The sequence below is a fragment of the Pseudoalteromonas sp. A25 genome (assembly GCF_009176705.1).
Taxonomy (GTDB): Bacteria; Pseudomonadota; Gammaproteobacteria; order Enterobacterales; family Alteromonadaceae; genus Pseudoalteromonas.
In genome coordinates, this window is sequence record NZ_AP021846.1 from 180,750 (window position 1) to 202,500 (window position 21,751).

A 21,751-nucleotide genomic window follows, 5' to 3' on the forward strand; every position below is an offset into this window, starting at 1 on the left:
CGTATTTGCTTATAAAAAAGAAGCGATGTCGTCAAACGGTTTCTTTACCAGCGCGTGCTCTGGCACAGTGGCATCATCACTTGGGTAACCTGCGATAAGCAGCATATAAGGACGTTCATTGTCTTTATCACGGCCGCAAATATCGGTTAAAAAGCTCATTGGCTTAGGGGTGTGGGTTAAAGTAGCAAGCCCAGCATGGTGTAACGCTTGAATTAAAAAGCCCGTGGCGATGCCCACAGATTCGTGAACATAGTAGTTGGTATTTTTATCTTCTGTGTGTATGCCCCCTTTTTTCTGACTAAAAATAGCGATCAGCCAAGGTGCATGTTCAAGGTAAGGTTTGTTTGCATCTGTGCCTAGTGGTTTTAGCGCATCTAGCCATTCATCTCCCGCGCGGCCTTGATAAAATGAGCGTTCTAAATCTTCAGCGGCTTCACGAATTTTCTTTTTAACATCTGCGCTGTGTATTGCTACAAAATGCCAAGGCTGGTGGTTGGCACCACTGGGCGCACTTGCGGCCGCTTTAATACAAGCTTCGATGATCTCTTTAGGTACAGGGCGGCTGCTGAAGCTGCGAATGGTGTGACGTCGCTGGTATTCCTTTAAGTTTTCTTGGGCGCGTTGCAGCATGTCTGCTTGAGGATATTCAATAAAGTCATTCAACGGCACATTGTTATGATTTTGCATAATGTAAATCCATGATTATTTTCGTTTGTTAGAAGAGTTGTTGTCAGCCATTTCTGCTCTAGGGCTTCGAATGCGACGAGTTCACTGTTATGTTGACGCTTTCAAGAGTATGAGCGAGCAATGGCAGCGTCAACACACGAATCGTTATATCTAAGAACAGGGCAAAGTGATAATTAGATTTCTTCATGATGGTCTTTGCGAAGAGTATGAAAATTTACATATCTTTCGATTTATTGTTGCAAAAATGGCTATATAAATCAGGCTATCGCTCAAGCTGAACAGATAAAAGATCATAATTGTTTTAATATCTGTTCATTTAGCTTTTGTTTTTACTGCACATTTTAACGAGTGTTTAAATCAGTAACTTAATAAAAATAAAGCTATCACCTCGGTAAAAAATTAAAGAAACCAGCTAGTTATGCACGATGAAAATTTTTTGTGTGAATTGATATTTAATAATATGTTGCTTAAATTTTAATTTCACATCGGTGTAAGTGCGAACGCATGGTAAATGGACAGAGTTAAAAAGGGACTTTTATGGATATTTTCAGCGAATTACAAGACGCTTGTTCGGCTAAAGAGGTAATAGAGTTAATCGCAATGAGTGACGGGTACAGCTGCGCTCAAGATCAAAACCGGCTCGTACTTAAAGACACCATAGCTCATAGACTGGTTCTTTATAAAGGTGCTAATTGTTTTGGTGCAACATTGTGTAATTCGGCACCCCATTCGGTGTGTGTTTTACAGGGTACTTTAAGGCTTAAAACAATACCTATTATGCAAGTACATCTCAAAAGTGGTGGGCCTAGCAACTTTATTGCCAGCGGAGCAATGCGTTTATCGAGTTTAAGTGCTGGGGATGCACAACAACTCAACACATTGGAAGTCTTTGATTTTCAGGCATCGCATGACGCTCATTGGCTGGTATTGTACGATAAATCGGTATCGCATTACCAAAGTGCAAAGCTATGCGCCGTAACCTTTAGGCCTGTTAGTTCCTCATTACTTGATAGTGGTAACCTAAAAATAGTGAAATCAATTCAGCACTTGTCGAGTGCAACGTGTGAAGAGAGCTTTCAAGCACTATTAAAGTTATGTGAAAGTGATATCGAAGCGATCGCTTGGCAAGCAATAGAGGGCGTTTATCTTAGAGATAGATATAAGGCTGCGCAATTGGTCAGCGAATATCAATTATCACATAGTTGTGAGTTGATCCGTCACCGAGTGGCATCGATACCCTTTTAAACTGTGGGACAGCTTATCAACGTCAAAATACCAAATAGTTGCATGAAATTAATACATATTTTTATCTAAGTGTGTCGTTAATAGTCGCGAAAGTTTATGGTAATGATTTAAGATAGGTAATACTAACGTGGCTGTAATGGAGATATTATGTATCAGCATCATTGGGTAGGCACAGAGCAAGAGAAGCTGCCAGTTGGTAAAATCGTGTGTGTTGGTCGCAATTACGTTGAGCATGCACAAGAGCTAAATAACCCCATCCCTTGTGAACCTTTGATATTTATGAAGCCAAGCACTTGTTATCAACACTTCGAAGGTAGAATAGAGCTAGATAGGTCGCTTGGTGAACATCATTATGAAGCGGAATTGGCGTTGCTCGTTGGTGAGCAGATAGATAAACACCATCTCCAACCTTTGAGTGCAATTAAAGGTATTGGTTTAGCGCTAGATTTAACGCTACGAGATGAGCAAACAAAGTTAAAAAACCAAGGTCATCCATGGGAGCGGGCTAAGGCATATGATGGGAGTTGCCCTATCACACCGTTTACTGCGGTGAGTGCGGTAGCTGAGCTCGAGAACCTCGAATTTCAATTTTGGCAGAATGATCAGCTAGTACAGTATGGTCAAACTAACTTAATGATTTTCTCGTTTGAAAAGTTAGTTAAAAGTATTACCCAGTTTTGCACACTGTTACCGGGGGATGTTATTTTGACTGGTACGCCAAAAGGGGTAGGAAAATTAGAAGATAACGCTTATCTGAGTTTGCAGCTTAATGATGCCCCTAAATTTGATGCACACCTGACGCTGCGATAATTCGTCATTGGTTACCATAGGAAAATAAATGAAAATTAAACCATTAGGCACGCCTTTTTCGAAAGCAACTTGCAAAATATTATTATGTGGTGGGGGAGAGCTGGGTAAAGAGGTGGTGATAGAATTTAAGCGCCTCGGTTGTGAAGTCGTGGTGCTTGACCGCTATGAGCATGCGCCCGCTATGCAAGTTGCTGATAAAAGTTATGTGTTGTCTATGCTCGATGGGGAGCGTTTAGCGCAAATAATTAAACAAGAGCAACCCGATTACATCGTGCCAGAAATTGAAGCGATTGCGACTGACACACTAGTAGAGCTAGAGCAACAAGGTTACACCGTAGTGCCTAGCGCAAAAGCTGCGCAATTGACCATGAACCGTGAGGGTATCCGTTGCTTGGCCGCTGAAGAGCTTGGCCTTGCCACATCGCCTTATCAGTTTGTAGATACTTTAGAGGACTTTAAGCAAGCCGTTACTGAAATTGGTATGCCCTGTGTGGTTAAGCCCATTATGAGTTCATCGGGCAAAGGGCAAAGTGTTGTAAAGTCGCCACAAGATATTGCATCTGCTTGGCAATATGCCCAAGAGGGAGGCCGAGCTGGGCAAGGGCGGGTGATTGTGGAAGGGTTTGTAGATTTTGATTATGAGATCACCTTACTCACCATACGTCACATCAATGGCACCAGCTTTTGTGAACCGATTGGACATGTGCAAGAAAACGGTGACTATCAGCAAAGTTGGCAGCCTCAACAAATGAGTGAGTTGGCTTTGGCGCGCAGCAAAGAGATTGCTAGTAAAGTAACCGAAGCGCTCGGTGGTAGAGGGTTATTTGGGGTTGAGTTATTTATTAAAGGCGACGAAGTCTATTTTAGTGAAGTCTCTCCTCGACCTCACGATACTGGCATGGTGACTTTAACGTCGCAAGACTTAAGTGAGTTTGCGCTGCATGTTAGAGCAATTTTAGGATTACCTATCCCTAACATTCACTTTCATGGCCCTTCGGCATCAAGTGTGGTGCTGGTGAGTGGAGCGTCACAGCAGCTACTATTCAATGGTGTGCAAGAGGCATTGGCAATGCCCGATACGGACCTACGTTTATTTGGCAAGCCAGAAGTGTCAGGCACACGCCGTATGGGAGTGGCGCTTGCCAGAGCGCCATCGGTCGAGCAAGCGGTGAGTAAAGCAAAACAGGTAGCTAGCAGTGTAAAGGTCGTACTATGATGCAAAACCCCAATAGAGTGATAGCGCCGTTAGTCATGGGCTTTTGGCGTTTGATGGATTGGCAATGGTCAAAGCAACAATGCTTAGCATATTTACAGCACTGTATAGAGCTTGGGGTGACCGACACTGATCATGCTGATATTTATGGCGAATATGAGTGTGAAGCTGCGTTTGGTGAAGCGTTAAAGCTTGCCCCGCAAGTGCGAGAGCAAATTAAAATCATCACTAAATGCGGTATTCGTCCTGCGTTCGCTAAAAAAGGCTTAGTGGGCAAGGCAAATCACTATGATTCAAGTAAAGCGCACATCATTGCCTCGGCCCAGCAAAGTTTAAGAAATTTTAATACTGACAGGCTCGATGTACTGCTTATCCATCGTCCAGATTACTTGATGGATGCAGACGAAGTGGCACAGGCATTCACGCAACTCAAGCAGCAAGGCGATGTGTTGCATTTTGGGGTATCAAACTTCACCCCATCACAAGTTCAGTTACTGCAATCTCGCTTAGACTTTGAGCTTGTGACTAATCAAATTGAGTGCTCGGTTTATCAAATGAAAGCGCTGGACGATGGTACGCTCGATCAATGTCAGCAACTATCAATGCCACCTATGCTGTGGTCGCCATTGGCGGGCGGTAAATTGTTTAGCGGTCAAGATGATAAGGCAAAGCGCTTATTTGCAACGCTTACGCAGGTGGCCGAAGAACTTGCAGTTGATGCTATCGACCAAGTCGCTTATGCCTGGCTTAATATGTTGCCCTCGCAGCCGTCGATTGTGCTAGGCACCAGTAACATCAAACGGGTTGAATCTGCAATTGCAGCAAGCAAACTGAGCTTAACACGTGAGCAGTGGTATCGTATCTGGCAAGCGTCTACAGGGCACAGTGTACCGTAATTGACAATCATGAAATGATAAAAGGGCCTTTCGGCCCTTGAGTTTTGCAGCAAGTATCAAAAAAGTGACAGTTACAGCGCAAAGTCTACGCTGTAACTGACAAACGCTTTAACATCGTCATTGGCATCTAGGTCGGTTTTAACGAGACCAAGGGTAAACCCGTCTTTAGCTATGCTTACTCCATAATCCATATAGCTATCGTCTTCGCCAGTCCACTCTTTGATGGTGTCGCCGCTTGAGCGGCCAATATGTAATGCAAGTTCGCTATCGTTAAGGATCGTAAAGCTAGCGTTAAGCTCTAAATACAACATATCTTCTTCAGAACTTGAATCGTTTTGGGCGTGCGTCAGGTAACTGGCTTTAGCGCTAAGCCATTCCCAACTTACTGAGCCATACAGCTCACCAAAGTCGCTAGAGCCTGGTGCGTCTGGATAGGCGTAATAAATGTAGCCAACATCGTAGCCAAGCCCTTGTGTTTCGCCACTAAAGCCCGCGTAAAAATCCATTTCGTAACTGGTTTGGTCGCCAAAATCGACATTTGATACCCAAGTGCCGGCATAGAAGCCGTTATCTGAACTGTAATCAATTCCTCCAGAGAGTGCCGCGCCATCATCGGTTTGCGTGACACCACGCCAAAAGTAGTTCGAGCTGGCCGCAACGTTAGCGCTTACCTCTGCAAATGTGTTAAATGAGGTAGCGGTAAGACAGGCAAGAGCCAATAAAGAAGCTGTTTTTTTCATTATATTTCCTTAGAGCACTGAGTTGGAAATAGATAGAGCAACGCATACGCCAATTTTGAAAAAAACAAAATTATTTGTTTAACGCAATGATTATTATGAATTTAATTAAAGTTGATGGAAAAGAAGTATGCCGTTCAGTGCGCGCGAGTGCACTCAAGTGGTGCGTGTTGAATGAAATTTGCACATGTACCTAGCAAGCGACATGTGCAAATTATCTGTGTTAGAGGGGCTTAGCCAAAAATGGTGCGCATCAATGAGATGGTTTCATCTACGCTACGGCCTTTTTCTACTTCAGCCACAATTGAGTCACGCTTAGCGCGAATATGCTCGGGGATAGACTCATCACTTAAGGCTCTATCTACTAATACCTCTGCTGACTCTTTACCACGACGAACGGTCTTTTTGCCGCCACTGCTGGTGGTGCGCTTAGGTTTATTGAGTAACTTTAAATAGTTTGAGCCCTCTGCGGTGTCTTTGTCTGCATAGTAAAACCAACAAGGTAGCAACGCTTTAATATCTGCAAGCTGTTGTTCAAATTCATTCGCTGGGGTTGGCATTTTAAACCAAGGCATGGCGTGTACGGTTAGCACAATATCTTGCCAGTAGCGTTCAAAGTCACGGTTATTCAGTTTGGTAATGCCAAATGCTGAGCACAACGCATCGAGCTTTGAGCCACTAATCGGTGTGAACACATCAGGGCGACGCATTGCCAACAATCGTGTGGCTGGGGCTAGTGTTGGCTTTTCATCGCTGCCATTAAATGCCAGCAAGTAGGCAACCACAAATTGTTGGTAGTTTTGCTCGCTTACTTCTCCCTCAACAGGAATGTGGGCCAGCGCTTCATCAAATGCACCCGGTAAGTCGGCCAATAACTGATGAAAACCTTTGGCGTTTTTAGTTGAGCTAAACCACTCCACGTCAAAGTTATATACACTGGTATCGAGCGATGCGCCATGTTTACCACTAAAGGCGAGCCTGTCTTCAACAATCATCTCTTTAAGTGGTGTTGCACGTTTGTCTGCTAAGTAAGTGATAAGCTTAAGTTGCTCATCAATGGCCAATGCATCACGGTGTTGCTCAACAAATGCAACTAATACGGGCCAAGGGGTGATACGCAGCGTTTTAAGTTGTAAAAAGCTAATGGCCGAGATGAGTTGATCTTGCAGCTTTTTAACAGTGGGTAGTTGATGGTTATCAAGCAAATCAAAATTCAGTCGGTTTTTTGCGACATCTAATAACTCGTAGCACCAAAGTAAAAAGTCTTCAGGGTGGTTCTCTACCTTCACCGCCATTAGGTTTAAACTGATCTCTGTCGCTTGCTTTAAAATATTTTGGTAAATCTGACTTTCTTGTTCACCCAGAGCCATTTTTGACGGGGAAATGAGCAACTTCTTCATGCTGGTTTGAGTCTCCACACACTTGCTTAAAAATTCATCTACTAAGTTTAGCCAATGTCAGTTAAATCTGACAAGGGCGGGCGATCATACCGAAGAATGACGAACTTACAATCCAATAAACCGATATTTACGCAGATTGACTGCAAACACGTGGCTGTGAGAATAATTTTTACTGTGATCATCGCCATTAGGCATGAATTTAGTTATCAGCAGCGCTACTATAGTTGTAATGGCTTCAGTTATCAGTAATTAAGGAACGTTATGAAAACCGCAATTAAGGTATTAGGTGCAACGATACTTGTTTTATTGGGGGTGGTCGTTGCCGCTCCTTTTCTAATTCCGACCGAGCGCATTGTCAGTGAGCTATCTGAGCAAGTCGAGCTCAACACGGGTCGTAAATTTCAGGTATTAGGGCACAGTGAGTTGTCGGTGCTACCAAGTTTAAAAATAGAACTGAACGATGTGCATTTTGCCAATATGTCATCGGGTAGCCGCGACAATATGGTAAGCATGCAGGCGCTAGAAGTGCACATTCCATGGTTATCTATATTGGGCGGAGAAGCTAAGCTTGAGAAATTTGTTATTCGCCAGCCCGACATATTGTTAGAGACTGATCAACAAGGGGTGCCAAATTGGCAAATATTGCCTACCGCGAATAACACTGATAAACAATCAACATCAAGCGAAGGTAGCACATCTTTACCAGAGAACTTTGATGTGAAGTTAGGTGAAGTGGCAATTTATGGTGGTACATTTACTTATAAAGATGGGCAAACCAAAGCACAGCACCAATTAAGTGATATTGAGGTGACGGTGCAGCTGCCATCATTGCGTGAAACGCTGGCTATTGCAGGCTCTATCACCTATCAGCAACAAGTATTTGAGCTGAGCACCACATTGGCAACGCCGGCTAAGTTGATTGGCGGCGATACCTTTAGCGTGACACAAGCGCTTAACTCTGCGCTCGTTAATATGAACTTTACGGGCAAAGTGGCGCAAGGGGGTAAAGATATTCAAGGTGAGCTTACCCTTAAAGGTGACTCAGTAAAAGCCATTGCACAGTGGCAAGACGTTGACCTTAAAGCCAAAGACAATGCCTTTAACCAATTTGAAGTAAGTGGTGCGATGCATATGAGCGGGCAAACTTTTACCCTTAAAACACTCACCGCCAAATTGGATGAACTGGCTATTAAGGGCCAAAGTACACTAGAGCTTGGCAAGCGCCTCAATGTACAAGCCAATGTTGATTTAGGTATGTTGGACTTAAACCCCTACCTGCCAGAGCCGGTAAAGCAAGCAGAAGCACCCAAAGAGCAACAAGAAACACAACCTATTGTTTGGGACGATACAGCCATTGATTTGTCGGCCCTGAACTCGCTTGATGCCAATGTAGTGGTGCGCTCAACAGGCCTAAAAGCACGCGAGATAAAGTTAGGTGAAAACCAACTGTCGTTTAAGCTCAATAAAGGGGTGGCCAATATTGGGTTAGATAAATTTAATGCCTACGAAGGTAGCGGTAAGGGCGCGGTAAAAGTGGATGCCAGCCGTACACCGTATAAAATTAACACCCAATTTGCCTTAGATAGCATTAATGCAGAACCACTACTTACTGACGCAGTAGGCTTTGATAAGGTACTGGGCAAAGGCAGCATCAATTGGGATTTAACCACGCAAGGGCAAAGCCAAAAGAGTTTTGTGTCCGCCCTTGGTGGCAAACTGGCGTTTAATTTAAAAGATGGTGGCGTAAAAGGCGCAAACATTGCTGAAATGACCCGCAAAGCCAAAGAAATGCTCAAAGGGGATTTTTCATCACTCAAAGAGGGATTAAATGCCGATTATAACCCGGAGCAAAAAACCGACTTTTCATCACTGACTGGCAGCTTTGTCTTTACTAATGGTGTTGGGCGCAACACGGACTTGTATTTGGCCAGTCCGCTAATTCGCATTACAGGCGAGGGCGATGTGGACTTACCACAAACCAATGTGAACTACCGCTTGGTCACGGGCATTGTCGATACCATCGAAGGCCAAGCCAGCACCGATGACAGCACAGGCTTTAAAGTACCCCTGCGCATTAAAGGCCCCTTCCATAAAGTGGATGTGAATATTGACGTGAGTGGTGCGGCGAAAGACAAAGCCAAAGACAAGCTCAAAGACAAGTTAAAAGATAAATTAAAGGGCTTGTTTGGCGGGTAGCGCTTAATTTTATAAAGGCTGCGACCTACGAGCAGCCTTTATATTTTAATTGGAAGGTGCTTATCCTGGTTGCGTACTGCCAATCACCACTTGCGGGCAAATATCCACTAAATCATCACGACTGCCACCGCGCCTCTTAACAAGGTTTAGATTCATGCTCACGCCACCTTTGACTGTGTCAAGTAAGTGAGTAGGGATTGTTTGCGGGTTTGAAGTTTTGTTTTTCATTATTTTTCCTTTTGGGCTTTATTTATTCCTAAAGCGAATATCCCTTTGGGGCGATATTAGCTACATTGTTTATAGCGTAGCGTTTATCACTTAGCAACCGTTGTTAGTCTTTAAAGCTTTATAAAAAAGATATGACAAGATGATGCGCTACTTTAATAAGCCAACCTTATATTCGAGGAAGCATAAAATGATCAAGCGAATTAAAAGCCCGCCATTATCGGGTGAGCATGTACGTCATGTGTTATTAAGCGCGAAACAGCTACATCATGTGACTGGTGGCGTTAGTGTTAAACAGCGCGGGCCGATTGAAGATATCTGTCCAAAACTTGGCACCGTGCGTCCGCCTAATATTGAAGATATTTGTCCAAGACTCGGCACCGTTCCTCCACCGACTTGATAATTGTTGTGTAAAACACATTAAACTCGCTGTAATTTGATGTAATCGTATTGACGCTGTTTATATGATTATATTAACTATGTCCTTAAAAACTAAACAAAGGAAACTCTCATGAGTCAAATTGATACGTATAACTTTACGGTGCAACCGAGCGCGACAGGTGAAGATTGGCAGATCACCCAAAATACAAACTCAAATGATGAAACGCTTAATATACAACTTAACAATGGTGATAAAGCTGTATTGATTTACACATTAGCGGCAGACTCTCAGCAAGCATGGCAGTTTACTGAAAACGGTACGCTATTTACCGAGGCGCAAGACAACTTAAATTACAATTTGTCGAGCCATGTATCGGCAGATGGTGTAGCGGTTACCGTGTCGATAGAAGCGGTAAACCTAGACCACACGTTGACGGAAGACGATATTAATAAGCTGATGAGCGAGTCGCAGGCAATGAGTTGTATCCTAGAGCCTTTGGGCGAAGCGACCATCGATTTTCGTTTAGTGGCTGAACAAAAGACCGATAGCAATAACCCACTTGAGCCAGTTAAGCGTTATTTTTCACAAGATCCTAAAGTGGTGATTGGTGGCATTCAACCAAAATAGTATAGCTCTTTTCTAGGTGAAAGCTGGAGCAGGCTTACAAAGGATATTTACATTATCCAAGCCTATTAATTGGATCAGTGTTGGTTTATGACTACAAAGTTTTTTAAACCAAGGTAGTGCGAAGAAGCTCTTACTCCAGCCTTCATTTATACTTGCCTCTATTGCCAGAAGAGCCGATTGAGACTCGCCCAAAATAGTCAATACCATAGCTTTTACAAACTTTAGGTCGTAATTACTAGGGTGCTCTAATTCGAGTTCGTTTATCAATCTTAAGGCAACAACCTGTTGTCCTGAATGAAGCAATGCTTGCGCCCTTACCAGTAATATGTCCGAGTTATCAGAGTCGTTGGTTAGATTGATAATTTTTTGATACAAATGCTTTGCTTGCGTTTCTTCACCTTTATAAATCAAGCTGTCGGCATAGTTGAGAATGTAGCTTACATTGTTAGAGCTCAGAGTATATGCTTTGTAAGCGTTTTTTGAAGATTGTTCATAGTCTCCGATTAAAGCTAGAGCGATGGAAAGGTTTGTTAAGGTTTTTGAGTCATTGGGTGTTTTTTTAAGCAACTGTCTGTAAGCCTTAATAGCTTTAACTGGGGAGTCGTTTAAAAGAGATATATCTGCGTAGGCCTGCAGAGCCCAATAATCATTGGGAGCTGAATTTATAACTAAATCTAAAAATGTTAGTGCCGAGGGGTAGTCGCCATTTAAGAGGTGAGTGATTGCAAGATTCCTAGTAGTATAAAGAGTTGGTCGTAGTCTATGTGCTTCAACCATATTCAGAAGAGCTTCCTTGTACTGCGCTCTCTCTCTATGATAGCTGGCTTTTATGCTATATAGCTCGTATGCATCTATAAAAGAGCTGTTTTCAAGCCCTTTAATCAAATTATCGGCTTCTTTCCAATTATTTAAAGACTGGTATACCAAAATATGATCGAGAGTATAATTCTGACTCCCTTTGTAGTTTTTAGGGGCGTTCTCTAAATCACTTAAGAAGTCCCATAAAACACTTTTATCAGAGTGTGCACGATCAGTTTCAATCACCACTCTTCGGTAAAAGCTGTATAGAGGTGTGAAGCTTGGAGATTGCTTCAAAAGTAACTGGACTTTGCGCAAGGTAGTTAAGAGATCTTGACTTCCTGTATTGTACGCATTTACGAGTTCTACATACTTATCAAAAAATGCGTCGTCCATCTCATTTAGGTCGTGTTTTTTAGAGAACAACCCACTGATATGACTTAGACTATTCCGATAGGTCTCACTAAAAAGATCTGCATCCACACTATAGCGCGTTGACTTAATCATAGTGGCATTGCTGCCATCTATTGCATTCAATACCACTTCACAAATCGGCCCACGACAAGAAAGCTCAGGTTCCAGCAAAATATTGGCACCCAGCGCTTTACCTAAACTTGCCAGCGACGTTTGTTCGCCCATCAATTTAATCGCGCTTTCTACTTCGGAGTTTGATACTTGCAAGGTGCTGCTATCTTGCAAAATAAAATTACTAATCGCATCGTCTAGGCCCAGTTTAACAATACGTTGTTGGGTATCCGTCAGTGACGAGTTTTCATCATATTTGATCGGTAGCGCGGCAATATAGGTTTTAGGTTTATTGATTTGCCAATACCAAATACCACTGCCAAGCAGGCCGATAAATAAAAATGCAAATGCAAATGCAAAAAGAGTCAGCAGTTTATTACGTTTGCTATTGGGATTACTGAGATTAAGCTCGCTTAGCTCTACGGTGGGGTCGCTGTTGTCATAAGTGACACCCATTAGCACTTGTTTTAAGTGCATCACCACTTCTTCGGCGCTATGGGGCCTTAAGTCTTTATCAAATTGCAGCAAACGTTCAATAAGCGTGATTAACGCACTAGGAAGTTCTATTAGTCCTCTAGCGGCATGTTGCAGTGGACTAAATTTAATTTGCTCGGCTATGGCTTGTTCATTGTTTGACTTGGCTTGGCCGCGATAAGGGTGATTGCCCGTGAGCAACTGATAGGCAAGCAAGCCAAATGAAAATAAGTCACTGCGTTGATCCAGTGGCTCTTCGCGTAGTTGCTCGGGCGACATTGAGACTAAGCTGCCAAAGCTCGACAGGGCTGAGAGTTCTTGCTCGCCTTTGAGCTGCGAAATACCAAAGTCGGCAATTTTCGCTTGCCCTTGTTTATTAATTAAGACATTGGCGGCTTTTAGGTCTAGGTGCAAAATATCTTGTTGATGTGCGGCGGTTAGGCCCTGTGCAATATCAATAAGAATCGACAGCTTTTGCTCTAAACTTAAATGCGCCTCTTTAACATGATTTGCCAAGGTTGTGCCTTGCACATATTCCATTTCCAGCACTAAGCAGTCGTCTATTTCTTGTACATTATATACCTGTACAATATTAGGGTGATTGAGCCTTGCCAGTAGCCGCGCCTCTTCCATTAAGGTTTGCGAGTGCGTTTTGCCATTATTCAAAACCTTAAGCGCGACCTTACGACCCAACTTGGCGTCGGTAGCTAAAAAAACGGTACTCATGCCCCCTTGTCCAATGGGCATAACGTTTTGATAATGGCGGCTTAGGTCTATCACTACTGAGCAAGTTCCAATATTTAATACCAACTTGTGAGTTTATAGCGATGTGGATTAGATGAGAACCGCTAATTTACACAAAAGTGTGATTTAATTTTATTCAATTGAAGCGCTTATATGGCTGTGATTAACTGAACATTCCAATTTTACGTTGTTTACAAGGAAGTGTGATGAGAAAAATAGCGATAATCGCATGGGTTATTTACTCAATACTCCATACAACGGGCTGCAACAGTGTAGAAGCCCAGTCAAATGCAGCAGAGCAAAACCCCGCGCCAGCTCAAACTATGGGGTGGCAGTATCCAAACGGCGCTCGCAATGCCATTAGTATTACCTTTGACGATGCACGAGAAAGCCAGGTTGATGTTGGTGTGCCCATTTTAGATAAATACAATGTTAAAGCGACCTTTTATGTGATGCCGGAGCCAGTGCAAGGGCGTTTAACGCAGTGGCAAACTGTTGCTGGGAATGGACATGAAATTGGAAACCATACTGCCAGTCACTTGTGCACAGGTAACTTTCAGTGGTTGCGAGCAATGAACAAGGGCTTAGAGCAAGTTGACTTGCAATGGTTGCGCGACGACATCACCAAAACCAACAATTATATAGAAAATAACTTGGGGGTTACGCCACGCTCATTTGCTTATCCATGTGGTAATACTTTTGTTGGCCGTGGTCTTGAAGTACAAAGTTATGTGCCGCTCATTGCGGATATGTTCACAACAGGCCGCACTTGGTTAGATGAAACCGCTAATGATGCTAACTATACCGATTTTGCGCAGCTAACGGGCATTCGTATCGATGGCATGACCTATGAGCAGATCAAAGCGACATTAGATGCGTTGCGCTTTAGCAAAAGTTGGATCATTTTAGCTGGACACGAAGTGGGTCAAAAAGGCATGTACACCATCGATAGCCAAGCGCTTGAATCACTCATAATATATCTTAAAGACCCAGCTAATGGCTATTGGCTAGATACTGTCGATAATGTGGCAAACTATTTAAAACAACATCGAGACGCACCAAAATAGCTTGTTTGTTTTTTAATCTATTGATGCGAAAAGGGACTTTTGCATTGAAAACGCTAACTTGTGCCCCCACCTAGTAAAACTGTACCTGCTCTAACAGCTGTGTTTGCTAAATTAATTAAAAATTGAACTATCCATACACATACTTTGCTGGTACAATTGCCCGCCCTTGAAAGACAAAAACTCAGTTTTTTGAGCGGAATATAATCTAAATGCTTTGATTTTAAACAAAATTAAAGCGAGTTGTAACTACACCGGAGCTCATTAATATGATCCAAATGCAAACTCAGCTGGACGTTGCTGATAACAGCGGCGCTCGCAAAGTGCAGTGTATTAAAGTCCTTGGTGGTTCGCACCGTCGCTACGCGGCTGTTGGTGACATCATTAAAGTTTCTGTTAAAGAAGCTATTCCTCGCGGTAAAGTGAAGAAAGGTGATGTTAAAAACGCGGTAGTTGTGCGTACTAAAAAAGGCGTTCGTCGTCCGGACGGTTCATTGATCCGTTTCGATAGCAATGCGGCTGTTATCTTAAACGATAACCTACAGCCTATTGGTACTCGTATCTTCGGCCCTGTGACTCGTGAACTACGTACTGAAAAGTTCATGAAAATCGTTTCACTAGCCCCAGAAGTACTATAAGGAGTCTATCATGGCAGCAAAAATCCGTCGTGATGACGAAGTAATCGTACTAGCCGGTAAAGACAAAGGTAAGCGCGGTAAAGTGCTTTCAGTTGTATCTGAAACTGGTCGAGTATTTGTCGAAGGCATTAACTTAATCAAGAAGCACCAGAAGCCTGTACCTCAGTTACAGCAAGCTGGCGGCATTGTTGAGAAAGAAGCGTCAATCGACGTATCAAACGTTGCGATCTTCAACCAGGAAACTGGTAAAGCAGATCGTGTAGGTTTCAAGATTGAAGACGGTAAGAAATTACGTATCTTCAAATCTACTGGTAAAACTATCTAATAGTTGGAGTAGAATGATGGCGAAACTGCATGAAGTATATAAAGACAAAGTAGTCGCTGAACTTCAAGAGAAGTTTGGTTTCAGCTCTGTCATGCAAGTCCCTCAGATCGAAAAGATCACATTAAATATGGGTGTGGGCGAAGCCCTAGCTGACAAGAAAATTCTAGAAAATGCTGTTGCAGATCTAGAAGCAATCTCTGGTCAGAAAGCACTAATCACGAAAGCACGCAAATCAGTTGCTGGCTTCAAAATTCGTGAAGGCTACCCAATTGGCTGTAAAGTAACCCTACGCGGCGAGCGTATGTGGGATTTCCTTGAGCGTTTAGTCTCAATTGCGATGCCACGTATTCGTGACTTCCGCGGTGTTAGCGCTAAGTCTTTTGACGGTCGCGGTAACTACTCTATGGGCGTACGTGAGCAAATCATCTTCCCAGAAATCGATTATGATAAAGTAGACCGTGTTCGCGGTATGGATATCACAATCACTACTTCTGCGAAAACTGATGAGGAAGGCCGTGCGTTGTTAGAAGCATTTAACTTCCCATTCAAGAAATAAGGGTAGGGTTATGGCAAAGAATTCTATGAAAGCGCGCGAAGCAAAGCGCACTAAATTAGTTGCTCAGTACGCTGAAAAGCGCGCGGCACTAAAAGCTATCATCAGCGATGTTAACGCATCAGAAGATGATCGTTGGGATGCGGTATTAAAGCTTCAAAGCTTACCGCGTGATTCAAGCCCTGCACGTCAACGTAATCGTTGTAACATCACGGGCCGCCCACATGGTTTCCTTCGCAAATTCGGCATGAGCCGTATCAAAGTTCGCGAAGCAGCTATGCGCGGTGAAATTCCTGGCCTTAAAAAGGCTTCTTGGTAATAGAATCACGGGAGTAAGACATGAGCTTGCAAGATCCTATTGCGGATTTGTTCACACGTATCCGTAACGGTCAGACTGCGAAGAAGGTTGCTGTATCAATGCCAACTTCAAAGCTGAAAGTAGCAGTAGCTAAGGTACTTAAAGACGAAGGTTATATCACAGACTTCGCAGTATCTGGCGACGCAAAACCAGAATTGACTATCGAATTAAAGTACTTCGAAGGCAAAGCTGTTATTGAAAACATCCAGCGTGTTAGCCGCCCTGGTCTACGTATCTATAAGAAACGTGACGCATTACCTAAGGTAATGGGTGGTCTAGGTATCGCTATCGTATCAACTTCTCAAGGCTTGATGACAGACCGCGCAGCACGTAGTGCAGGCGTTGGTGGTGAAATCATTGGCTTTGTAGCTTAATCGGAGGGGAACAATGTCTCGTATAGCGAAGGCTCCAATTACAGTTCCTGCCGGTGTAGAAGTTACAATTAAAGGCCAGGACATCACAGTTAAAGGCAAAAATGGTGAGTTGTCTCGTACTATCAACGACGCTGTTGAAGTAACTCTAGCTGAAAACGTGATCACAACGACACCTCGTGACGTTGCGAACGCGTGGGCACAAGCAGGTACTGCTCGTGCACTTATCAACAACATGATTGTTGGTACAAATGAAGGCTACGAGAAAAAACTTCAGCTAGTTGGTGTTGGTTACCGTGCGGCTGTTAAGGGTAAAGTTTTAGACTTAACTCTTGGCTTCTCTCACCCAGTGAACTTTGATATCCCTGAGGGCATCACTATCGAAGCTCCAAGCCAAACTGAACTTGTAGTTAAGGGCGCTGACAAACAATTAGTTGGTCAAACTGCTGCTAACATCCGCGCATACCGTGAGCCAGAGCCTTATAAAGGTAAAGGTGTACGTTACGCAGATGAGCACGTGCGTCGTAAAGAAGCTAAGAAGAAGTAAGGTAAGACGATGGATAAGAAAACAGCTCGTCTACGTCGTGCTAAACGCACCCGTAGAAATTTTATTGAACAAGGCACTACGCGTCTTGTTATCCACCGCACGCCACGTCACATCTATGCTCAGGTTGTTAATGCTGAGGGTGGTGTACTGGCTGCTGCTTCTACTGTTGAAAAAGCAATTAGCGAAACAGTTTCAGGTACAAGCAACATTGCTGCAGCGCAAGCTGTAGGTAAAGCTGTTGCTGAACGTGCAGCTGACAAAGGTATCGAGAAAATCGCCTTTGATCGCAGTGGCTTTAAATATCACGGCCGTGTGAAGGCGCTAGCTGATGCTGCGCGTGAAGCCGGTCTGCAATTCTAGGAGTAGACAATGGCTAACGTAGAAGCAAAGCAACAACAGCCTGATTTGGCTGAAAAGCTAATCGCGGTGAACCGTGTGTCTAAAGTGGTTAAAGGTGGTCGCATCTTTAGCTTCACTGCACTAACAGTAGTTGGTGATGGCGCAGGTAAAGTAGGTTTTGGTTATGGTAAAGCTCGTGAAGTTCCAGCTGCTATTCAAAAAGCAATGGAAAAAGCGCGTCGCAACATGATCAACGTTGAACTAAACGGTAACACGTTACAGCACCCTATCAAGGGTCGTCACGCGGGTTCTAAAGTATACATGCAGCCAGCATCTGAAGGTACTGGTATCATCGCCGGTGGTGCAATGCGTGCAGTACTAGAAGTAACGGGTGTACAAAACGTACTATCTAAAGCATACGGTTCAACAAACCCAATCAACATCGTTCGTGCAACAATTTCTGCTCTAGAGAACATGAATTCTCCTGAGGGTATTGCTGCTAAACGTGGTTTAACTGTTGAACAGATTCAGGGGTAATTAACCATGGCTAATAAAACTGTAAAAGTTACTCAAGTAAAGAGCTCTATCGGTCGTTTACCGAAGCATAAAGCAACTTTACGTGGCCTTGGTTTACGTCGTATCAATCACACTGTTGAGTTAGAAGACACAGCATGTGTACGTGGTATGATCAACCAAGTTTCTTACATGGTTAAGGTTGAGGGGTAATTCGAATGCATTTGAATACACTTTCACCTGCTGCTGGTGCAAAAACTGAAAAGAAACGTCTAGGTCGTGGTATTGGTTCTGGTCTTGGTAAGACTGGTGGCCGTGGTCATAAAGGCCAAAAATCACGTTCTGGCGGTAAAGTACGCGTTGGTTTCGAAGGCGGTCAAATGCCTATGCAACGTCGTCTACCTAAGTTTGGTTTCACTTCACGTAAATCTCTAGTATCTACTGAAGTTAACCTTTACGAAATCGCTAAAGTTGAAGGCGATGTGGTAGACCTAAACGCGTTACAAGCAGCTGGTCTAGTTAAAAAGAACGTTCTGTTCGTTAAAGTTGTTAAATCTGGCGAAGTTTCACGCGCAGTTACCGTTAAGGGCATTAAAGTGTCTAAAGGTGCTCGCGAAGCTATCGAAGCTGCCGGAGGCAAGGTAGAAGACTAAGGAAGTACACTATGGCTAAACCAGGTCAAGATATGCAAAGTGCACAAAGTGGGCTTGCGGAACTGAAGCGTCGATTACTATTCGTTTTAGGCGCTATCATTATTTACCGTCTAGGTTCATTCGTGCCGATCCCTGGGATTGATGCCGCTGTACTTGCCGAATTCTTCGAGCAACAAAAGGGCACCATTGTTGAAATGTTTAACATGTTCAGCGGTGGTGCGCTTGAGCGTGCTTCGGTACTGGCACTCGGTATTATGCCGTATATCTCAGCTTCAATTATTATGCAGCTATTAACGCATATACATCCTGCGATGATAGAGCTTAAGAAAGAAGGTGAGCAAGGGCGTAAGAAAATCAGTCAGTACACGCGTTACGGTACGCTCGTGCTTGCTACATTCCAGTCAATTGGTATTGCTACAGGCTTACCAAACATGATGAACGGGTTAGTTGTTAATCCAGGTTTCGGTTTCTATTTCACCGCTGTGGTGAGCTTAGTAACCGGTACTATGTTCTTAATGTGGCTGGGCGAACAAATTACAGAGCGAGGTATTGGTAACGGTATCTCAGTACTGATTTTTGTTGGTATTGTAGCTAACCTGCCGTCTGCAATTGGTTCGACAGCTGAAATGGCGCGCCAAGGTGATCTGAATGTTCTTGTACTGTTATTGATTGCGGTAATCGTATTCGCAGTTACTTATCTTGTTGTTTTCTTTGAGCGTGGACAGCGTCGAATCGTTGTAAATTACGCCAAACGCCAGCAAGGTCGTCAAGTATTTGCGGCTCAAAGCACGCATTTACCACTAAAAGTAAACATGGCGGGTGTTATTCCACCAATCTTTGCTAGCAGTATAATTTTGTTCCCTGGTACAATTGCAAGCTGGTTCGGCCAAGGTGAAGGTCCGGTCGCTGATGTGCTACAAGCTATCTCTGCAGTGTTGACTCCTGGTCAGCCTCTGTATGCGATGGTCCTAGCTGCGGCTATTATCTTCTTCTGCTTCTTCTACACTGCGTTGGTATTTAACCCGCGTGAGACAGCAGATAACCTGAAAAAATCTGGCGCTTTTATTCCAGGCATTCGTCCAGGTGAGCAGACATCTAAATACATTGATAAAGTGATGACACGCCTGACATTGGCAGGTGCTTTGTATATAACCTTTATCTGTCTGGTGCCCGAGTTTATGACTATGGCGTGGCAAACGCCATTCTACTTCGGCGGTACATCAATTTTGATTATCGTTGTAGTTATCATGGACTTTATGGCACAAGTACAGACTCATATGATGTCACATCAGTATGATTCTGTGCTGAAAAAAGCAAACCTTAAAGGCTACGGTCGATAAGGTTATTTTCACGGAGTTGAGCAATGAAAGTACGTGCTTCCGTTAAGAAAATTTGCCGTAACTGTAAAGTTATCAAGCGTGCTGGTGTAGTACGAGTGATTTGCAGTGAGCCTAAGCACAAGCAAAGGCAAGGCTAATAAAAGTCATGCAGGCTAAGTACAGAATACTTAGCCTGTGTTTTTGAATGTGATCCGATCTTCGTTTGAGTATCCTTGCGGGCTTTTCAAACAGATGGGTGTCGGATCTAAATATAGGAGATGTGTTAGTGGCCCGTATCGCTGGCATTAACGTCCCTGATCATAAGCATGCAGTTATTGGTTTAACTAGCATCTATGGTGTAGGTAAAACTCGCGCTAAGGCGATCTTAGCAGCGACTGGTATCGCCGAAACTACAAAAATCGGTGAACTTTCAGACGAAACACTTGACGTACTTCGTGAAGAAGTTGGCAAGTACACTGTCGAAGGTGATCTTCGTCGTGAAGTGACTTTAAACATCAAGCGTCTTATGGACCTTGGTTGTTTCCGTGGCTTACGTCATCGTCGTTCGTTACCACTACGTGGTCAACGTACTAAGACTAACGCGCGTACTCGTAAGGGTCCACGCAAGCCTATCAAGAAATAAGGTGGGGTAAGTTATGGCTAAAGCACCAATTCGTCGTAAAAAGGTCAAAAAGCAAGTTGTTGATGGTATGGCGCACGTTCATGCATCATTCAACAACACAATCGTAACCATTACTGACCGTCAAGGTAATGCTCTTTCTTGGGCGACTGCAGGTGGTTCTGGTTTCCGTGGTTCACGTAAGTCTACTCCGTTCGCTGCACAGGTTGCTGCTGAGCGTGCAGGTACTGCTGCACAAGAGTACGGTCTTAAGAACCTAGAAGTATTCATTAAAGGTCCAGGTCCAGGCCGTGAGTCTGCTGTACGTGCATTGAATGCTGCGGGTTACCGTATCACAAACATCACTGACGTGACGCCAATCCCTCATAATGGTTGTCGTCCACCGAAGAAACGTCGCGTTTAACAATAGGTTAGGAGAAAGAACATGGCAAGATATTTGGGCCCTAAGCTCAAGCTGAGTCGTCGTGAAGGTACTGACCTGTTCCTTAAGAGCGGCGTAAGAGCTATCGACTCAAAGTGTAAACTTGAGACTGCACCTGGTCAGCACGGCGCTCGTAAAGGTCGTCTATCTGATTACGGTTTACAATTACGTGAAAAGCAAAAAGTACGTCGTATCTACGGTGTATTAGAAAAGCAATTCCGTAACTATTACAAAGAAGCTGCTCGCCTTAAAGGTAACACAGGTGAAAACCTACTACAGCTTCTAGAGCAACGTTTAGACAATGTTGTATATCGCATGGGTTTTGCAAGCACACGTGCTGAAGCACGTCAGCTAGTTAGCCACAAAGCGGTTATGGTTAATGGTCGTGTTGTTAATATCCCTTCTTTCGTAGTTACTCCTGAAGATGTAGTAGTAATTCGCGAGAAGTCTAAAAAGCAAGCGCGTATCATCGCTGCTCTAGAGTTGGCTGAGCAACGTGAAAAGCCAACTTGGATTGAAGTTGACGGTAAGAAAATGGAAGGTAGCTTCAAGCGCCTACCAGAGCGTTCTGATCTGTCTGCGGACATTAACGAACAACTAATCGTCGAACTTTACTCGAAGTAAAGTTAAGAGTTAAGAGAGGATAAAATGCAGGGTTCTGTAACCGAATTCCTAAAGCCAAGGTTAGTCGATATCGACGCTATCAACCCAACTCGTTCTAAAGTAGTTTTAGAGCCATTAGAGCGTGGTTTTGGCCACACTTTGGGTAACGCTTTACGCCGTATACTGTTGTCATCTATGCCAGGTTGCGCAGTAACTGAAGTTGAAATCGACGGTGTATTGCATGAGTACAGCGCGAAAGAAGGCGTTCAAGAAGACATCATTGAAATTTTGTTGAATCTGAAAGGTTTAGCGGTATCTCTAGAAGGTAAAGATGAAGTTTTTCTTACCCTGACTAAGTCTGGTGTAGGCCCTGTGACTGCGGCAGATATCCAGCACGATGGAGATGTAACAATCGCCAACCCAGATCACGTTATTTGTCACTTAACTG

General features: G+C 43.7%; 29 protein-coding genes (1 of these 29 running past the window's edge). 24 read left to right on the forward strand and 5 right to left on the reverse strand.

What is annotated here, in order from left to right:
• Nucleotides 1–9 precede the first annotated feature (9 nt).
• Nucleotides 10–687: a nitroreductase family protein gene (locus tag GDK41_RS00825; RefSeq protein WP_152084642.1), complete on the reverse strand. Its 678-nt coding sequence runs from the start codon at nucleotides 685–687 to the stop codon at nucleotides 10–12.
• Between the two features lie 537 nt (nucleotides 688–1,224).
• On the opposite strand from GDK41_RS00825, the gene GDK41_RS00830 reads away from it, so the two are divergent.
• From GDK41_RS00830 to GDK41_RS00845, 4 genes are all read left to right on the forward strand, one after another.
• Complete coding sequence (locus tag GDK41_RS00830) at nucleotides 1,225–1,932, forward strand: hypothetical protein (RefSeq protein WP_152084643.1); 708 nt, start codon at nucleotides 1,225–1,227, stop codon at nucleotides 1,930–1,932.
• 147 nt (nucleotides 1,933–2,079) lie between these two features.
• Nucleotides 2,080–2,742: a fumarylacetoacetate hydrolase family protein gene (locus tag GDK41_RS00835; protein ID WP_152084644.1), complete on the forward strand. Its 663-nt coding sequence runs from the start codon at nucleotides 2,080–2,082 to the stop codon at nucleotides 2,740–2,742.
• Between the two features lie 28 nt (nucleotides 2,743–2,770).
• Nucleotides 2,771–3,958, forward strand: a complete 1,188-nt coding sequence (purT, locus tag GDK41_RS00840) for a formate-dependent phosphoribosylglycinamide formyltransferase (protein ID WP_152084645.1) — start codon at nucleotides 2,771–2,773, stop codon at nucleotides 3,956–3,958.
• Entirely contained in the window at nucleotides 3,958–4,851 is an 894-nt protein-coding gene (locus GDK41_RS00845; RefSeq protein ID WP_152087469.1) for an aldo/keto reductase, read from the forward strand. The genes purT and GDK41_RS00845 overlap by 1 nt, the downstream gene beginning before the upstream one ends.
• A gap of 71 nt (nucleotides 4,852–4,922) precedes the next feature.
• Here the strand turns inward: GDK41_RS00845 and GDK41_RS00850 are convergent, their stop codons facing one another.
• Both GDK41_RS00850 and GDK41_RS00855 read right to left on the reverse strand, forming a co-directional pair.
• Complete coding sequence (locus GDK41_RS00850) at nucleotides 4,923–5,591, reverse strand: TorF family putative porin (RefSeq protein ID WP_152084646.1); 669 nt, start codon at nucleotides 5,589–5,591, stop codon at nucleotides 4,923–4,925.
• Between the two features lie 230 nt (nucleotides 5,592–5,821).
• Nucleotides 5,822–6,988, reverse strand: a complete 1,167-nt coding sequence (locus GDK41_RS00855; protein ID WP_152084647.1) for a hypothetical protein — start codon at nucleotides 6,986–6,988, stop codon at nucleotides 5,822–5,824.
• Nucleotides 6,989–7,249: 261 nt separating this feature from the next.
• Here GDK41_RS00855 and GDK41_RS00860 point away from each other — a divergent pair, with 261 nt between their 5' ends.
• Complete coding sequence (locus GDK41_RS00860) at nucleotides 7,250–9,184, forward strand: AsmA family protein (protein WP_152084648.1); 1,935 nt, start codon at nucleotides 7,250–7,252, stop codon at nucleotides 9,182–9,184.
• Between the two features lie 60 nt (nucleotides 9,185–9,244).
• Here the strand turns inward: GDK41_RS00860 and GDK41_RS20170 are convergent, their stop codons facing one another.
• Nucleotides 9,245–9,412, reverse strand: coding sequence for a hypothetical protein (locus tag GDK41_RS20170; RefSeq protein WP_172971525.1), 168 nt, complete (start codon nucleotides 9,410–9,412; stop codon nucleotides 9,245–9,247).
• 187 nt (nucleotides 9,413–9,599) lie between these two features.
• On the opposite strand from GDK41_RS20170, the gene GDK41_RS00865 reads away from it, so the two are divergent.
• Complete coding sequence (locus tag GDK41_RS00865; protein ID WP_152084649.1) at nucleotides 9,600–9,809, forward strand: hypothetical protein; 210 nt, start codon at nucleotides 9,600–9,602, stop codon at nucleotides 9,807–9,809.
• A 111-nt stretch (nucleotides 9,810–9,920) separates the two neighbouring features.
• Nucleotides 9,921–10,418: a hypothetical protein gene (locus tag GDK41_RS00870; RefSeq protein ID WP_152084650.1), complete on the forward strand. Its 498-nt coding sequence runs from the start codon at nucleotides 9,921–9,923 to the stop codon at nucleotides 10,416–10,418.
• Nucleotides 10,419–10,430: 12 nt separating this feature from the next.
• Here GDK41_RS00870 and GDK41_RS00875 read toward each other — a convergent pair whose 3' ends face one another.
• Entirely contained in the window at nucleotides 10,431–12,995 is a 2,565-nt protein-coding gene (locus GDK41_RS00875) for a serine/threonine-protein kinase (RefSeq protein ID WP_152084651.1), read from the reverse strand.
• A 170-nt stretch (nucleotides 12,996–13,165) separates the two neighbouring features.
• Between GDK41_RS00875 and GDK41_RS00880 the strand changes: the two genes are divergently transcribed.
• The 17 genes from GDK41_RS00880 to GDK41_RS00960 all read left to right on the forward strand — a co-directional run.
• Nucleotides 13,166–14,026 (forward strand): polysaccharide deacetylase family protein, encoded by an 861-nt coding sequence (locus GDK41_RS00880; RefSeq protein WP_152084652.1) that lies wholly within the window; start codon nucleotides 13,166–13,168, stop codon nucleotides 14,024–14,026.
• 266 nt (nucleotides 14,027–14,292) lie between these two features.
• Nucleotides 14,293–14,661 (forward strand): 50S ribosomal protein L14, encoded by a 369-nt coding sequence (gene rplN, locus GDK41_RS00885; RefSeq protein WP_010378257.1) that lies wholly within the window; start codon nucleotides 14,293–14,295, stop codon nucleotides 14,659–14,661.
• 10 nt (nucleotides 14,662–14,671) lie between these two features.
• On the forward strand, nucleotides 14,672–14,986 hold the full coding sequence (rplX, locus tag GDK41_RS00890) for a 50S ribosomal protein L24 (protein WP_152084653.1): 315 nt from the start codon (nucleotides 14,672–14,674) through the stop codon (nucleotides 14,984–14,986).
• 16 nt (nucleotides 14,987–15,002) lie between these two features.
• The gene (rplE, locus tag GDK41_RS00895; RefSeq protein WP_070986510.1) at nucleotides 15,003–15,542 is read left to right on the forward strand and encodes a 50S ribosomal protein L5; all 540 of its coding nucleotides are present in this window, start codon (nucleotides 15,003–15,005) and stop codon (nucleotides 15,540–15,542) included.
• A gap of 10 nt (nucleotides 15,543–15,552) precedes the next feature.
• Nucleotides 15,553–15,858: a 30S ribosomal protein S14 gene (gene rpsN, locus GDK41_RS00900; protein WP_058031299.1), complete on the forward strand. Its 306-nt coding sequence runs from the start codon at nucleotides 15,553–15,555 to the stop codon at nucleotides 15,856–15,858.
• A 20-nt stretch (nucleotides 15,859–15,878) separates the two neighbouring features.
• Complete coding sequence (gene rpsH, locus GDK41_RS00905) at nucleotides 15,879–16,271, forward strand: 30S ribosomal protein S8 (RefSeq protein WP_070992636.1); 393 nt, start codon at nucleotides 15,879–15,881, stop codon at nucleotides 16,269–16,271.
• Between the two features lie 13 nt (nucleotides 16,272–16,284).
• The gene (gene rplF, locus GDK41_RS00910; RefSeq protein WP_152084654.1) at nucleotides 16,285–16,815 is read left to right on the forward strand and encodes a 50S ribosomal protein L6; all 531 of its coding nucleotides are present in this window, start codon (nucleotides 16,285–16,287) and stop codon (nucleotides 16,813–16,815) included.
• A 9-nt stretch (nucleotides 16,816–16,824) separates the two neighbouring features.
• Entirely contained in the window at nucleotides 16,825–17,175 is a 351-nt protein-coding gene (gene rplR, locus GDK41_RS00915; RefSeq protein ID WP_152084655.1) for a 50S ribosomal protein L18, read from the forward strand.
• A 9-nt stretch (nucleotides 17,176–17,184) separates the two neighbouring features.
• Nucleotides 17,185–17,691, forward strand: coding sequence for a 30S ribosomal protein S5 (gene rpsE / locus GDK41_RS00920; protein WP_070992633.1), 507 nt, complete (start codon nucleotides 17,185–17,187; stop codon nucleotides 17,689–17,691).
• A 6-nt stretch (nucleotides 17,692–17,697) separates the two neighbouring features.
• Complete coding sequence (gene rpmD / locus GDK41_RS00925) at nucleotides 17,698–17,880, forward strand: 50S ribosomal protein L30 (protein ID WP_016710201.1); 183 nt, start codon at nucleotides 17,698–17,700, stop codon at nucleotides 17,878–17,880.
• Nucleotides 17,881–17,885: 5 nt separating this feature from the next.
• On the forward strand, nucleotides 17,886–18,320 hold the full coding sequence (gene rplO, locus GDK41_RS00930; protein ID WP_152084656.1) for a 50S ribosomal protein L15: 435 nt from the start codon (nucleotides 17,886–17,888) through the stop codon (nucleotides 18,318–18,320).
• 11 nt (nucleotides 18,321–18,331) lie between these two features.
• A complete protein-coding gene (gene secY / locus GDK41_RS00935; protein ID WP_152084657.1) occupies nucleotides 18,332–19,660 on the forward strand; it encodes a preprotein translocase subunit SecY in 1,329 nt (442 codons plus the stop codon).
• A 23-nt stretch (nucleotides 19,661–19,683) separates the two neighbouring features.
• Entirely contained in the window at nucleotides 19,684–19,797 is a 114-nt protein-coding gene (rpmJ, locus tag GDK41_RS00940; RefSeq protein ID WP_002959476.1) for a 50S ribosomal protein L36, read from the forward strand.
• A gap of 128 nt (nucleotides 19,798–19,925) precedes the next feature.
• Nucleotides 19,926–20,282 (forward strand): 30S ribosomal protein S13, encoded by a 357-nt coding sequence (rpsM, locus tag GDK41_RS00945; protein WP_105189430.1) that lies wholly within the window; start codon nucleotides 19,926–19,928, stop codon nucleotides 20,280–20,282.
• Nucleotides 20,283–20,295: 13 nt separating this feature from the next.
• Nucleotides 20,296–20,682 (forward strand): 30S ribosomal protein S11, encoded by a 387-nt coding sequence (gene rpsK / locus GDK41_RS00950; protein WP_010363724.1) that lies wholly within the window; start codon nucleotides 20,296–20,298, stop codon nucleotides 20,680–20,682.
• A gap of 21 nt (nucleotides 20,683–20,703) precedes the next feature.
• Nucleotides 20,704–21,324: a 30S ribosomal protein S4 gene (gene rpsD / locus GDK41_RS00955; protein ID WP_152084658.1), complete on the forward strand. Its 621-nt coding sequence runs from the start codon at nucleotides 20,704–20,706 to the stop codon at nucleotides 21,322–21,324.
• Between the two features lie 24 nt (nucleotides 21,325–21,348).
• On the forward strand, nucleotides 21,349–21,751 hold the beginning of the coding sequence (locus GDK41_RS00960) for a DNA-directed RNA polymerase subunit alpha (RefSeq protein WP_152084659.1). The gene runs 584 nt beyond the window's last position; 403 of the gene's 987 nt are visible here — the first part of the coding sequence; it begins with the start codon at nucleotides 21,349–21,351; its stop codon lies beyond the right edge, outside the window.

Coding starts and splice junctions, on each gene's coding strand:
- GDK41_RS00825 (WP_152084642.1), bottom strand. CDS start 687: ATGCAAAATCATAACAATGTGCCGTTGAATGACTTTATTGAATATCCT.
- GDK41_RS00830 (WP_152084643.1), top strand. CDS start 1,225: ATGGATATTTTCAGCGAATTACAAGACGCTTGTTCGGCTAAAGAGGTA.
- GDK41_RS00835 (WP_152084644.1), top strand. CDS start 2,080: ATGTATCAGCATCATTGGGTAGGCACAGAGCAAGAGAAGCTGCCAGTT.
- purT (WP_152084645.1), top strand. CDS start 2,771: ATGAAAATTAAACCATTAGGCACGCCTTTTTCGAAAGCAACTTGCAAA.
- GDK41_RS00845 (WP_152087469.1), top strand. CDS start 3,958: ATGCAAAACCCCAATAGAGTGATAGCGCCGTTAGTCATGGGCTTTTGG.
- GDK41_RS00850 (WP_152084646.1), bottom strand. CDS start 5,591: ATGAAAAAAACAGCTTCTTTATTGGCTCTTGCCTGTCTTACCGCTACC.
- GDK41_RS00855 (WP_152084647.1), bottom strand. CDS start 6,988: ATGAAGAAGTTGCTCATTTCCCCGTCAAAAATGGCTCTGGGTGAACAA.
- GDK41_RS00860 (WP_152084648.1), top strand. CDS start 7,250: ATGAAAACCGCAATTAAGGTATTAGGTGCAACGATACTTGTTTTATTG.
- GDK41_RS20170 (WP_172971525.1), bottom strand. CDS start 9,412: ATGAAAAACAAAACTTCAAACCCGCAAACAATCCCTACTCACTTACTT.
- GDK41_RS00865 (WP_152084649.1), top strand. CDS start 9,600: ATGATCAAGCGAATTAAAAGCCCGCCATTATCGGGTGAGCATGTACGT.
- GDK41_RS00870 (WP_152084650.1), top strand. CDS start 9,921: ATGAGTCAAATTGATACGTATAACTTTACGGTGCAACCGAGCGCGACA.
- GDK41_RS00880 (WP_152084652.1), top strand. CDS start 13,166: ATGAGAAAAATAGCGATAATCGCATGGGTTATTTACTCAATACTCCAT.
- rplN (WP_010378257.1), top strand. CDS start 14,293: ATGATCCAAATGCAAACTCAGCTGGACGTTGCTGATAACAGCGGCGCT.
- rplX (WP_152084653.1), top strand. CDS start 14,672: ATGGCAGCAAAAATCCGTCGTGATGACGAAGTAATCGTACTAGCCGGT.
- rplE (WP_070986510.1), top strand. CDS start 15,003: ATGGCGAAACTGCATGAAGTATATAAAGACAAAGTAGTCGCTGAACTT.
- rpsN (WP_058031299.1), top strand. CDS start 15,553: ATGGCAAAGAATTCTATGAAAGCGCGCGAAGCAAAGCGCACTAAATTA.
- rpsH (WP_070992636.1), top strand. CDS start 15,879: ATGAGCTTGCAAGATCCTATTGCGGATTTGTTCACACGTATCCGTAAC.
- rplF (WP_152084654.1), top strand. CDS start 16,285: ATGTCTCGTATAGCGAAGGCTCCAATTACAGTTCCTGCCGGTGTAGAA.
- rplR (WP_152084655.1), top strand. CDS start 16,825: ATGGATAAGAAAACAGCTCGTCTACGTCGTGCTAAACGCACCCGTAGA.
- rpsE (WP_070992633.1), top strand. CDS start 17,185: ATGGCTAACGTAGAAGCAAAGCAACAACAGCCTGATTTGGCTGAAAAG.
- rpmD (WP_016710201.1), top strand. CDS start 17,698: ATGGCTAATAAAACTGTAAAAGTTACTCAAGTAAAGAGCTCTATCGGT.
- rplO (WP_152084656.1), top strand. CDS start 17,886: ATGCATTTGAATACACTTTCACCTGCTGCTGGTGCAAAAACTGAAAAG.
- secY (WP_152084657.1), top strand. CDS start 18,332: ATGGCTAAACCAGGTCAAGATATGCAAAGTGCACAAAGTGGGCTTGCG.
- rpmJ (WP_002959476.1), top strand. CDS start 19,684: ATGAAAGTACGTGCTTCCGTTAAGAAAATTTGCCGTAACTGTAAAGTT.
- rpsK (WP_010363724.1), top strand. CDS start 20,296: ATGGCTAAAGCACCAATTCGTCGTAAAAAGGTCAAAAAGCAAGTTGTT.
- rpsD (WP_152084658.1), top strand. CDS start 20,704: ATGGCAAGATATTTGGGCCCTAAGCTCAAGCTGAGTCGTCGTGAAGGT.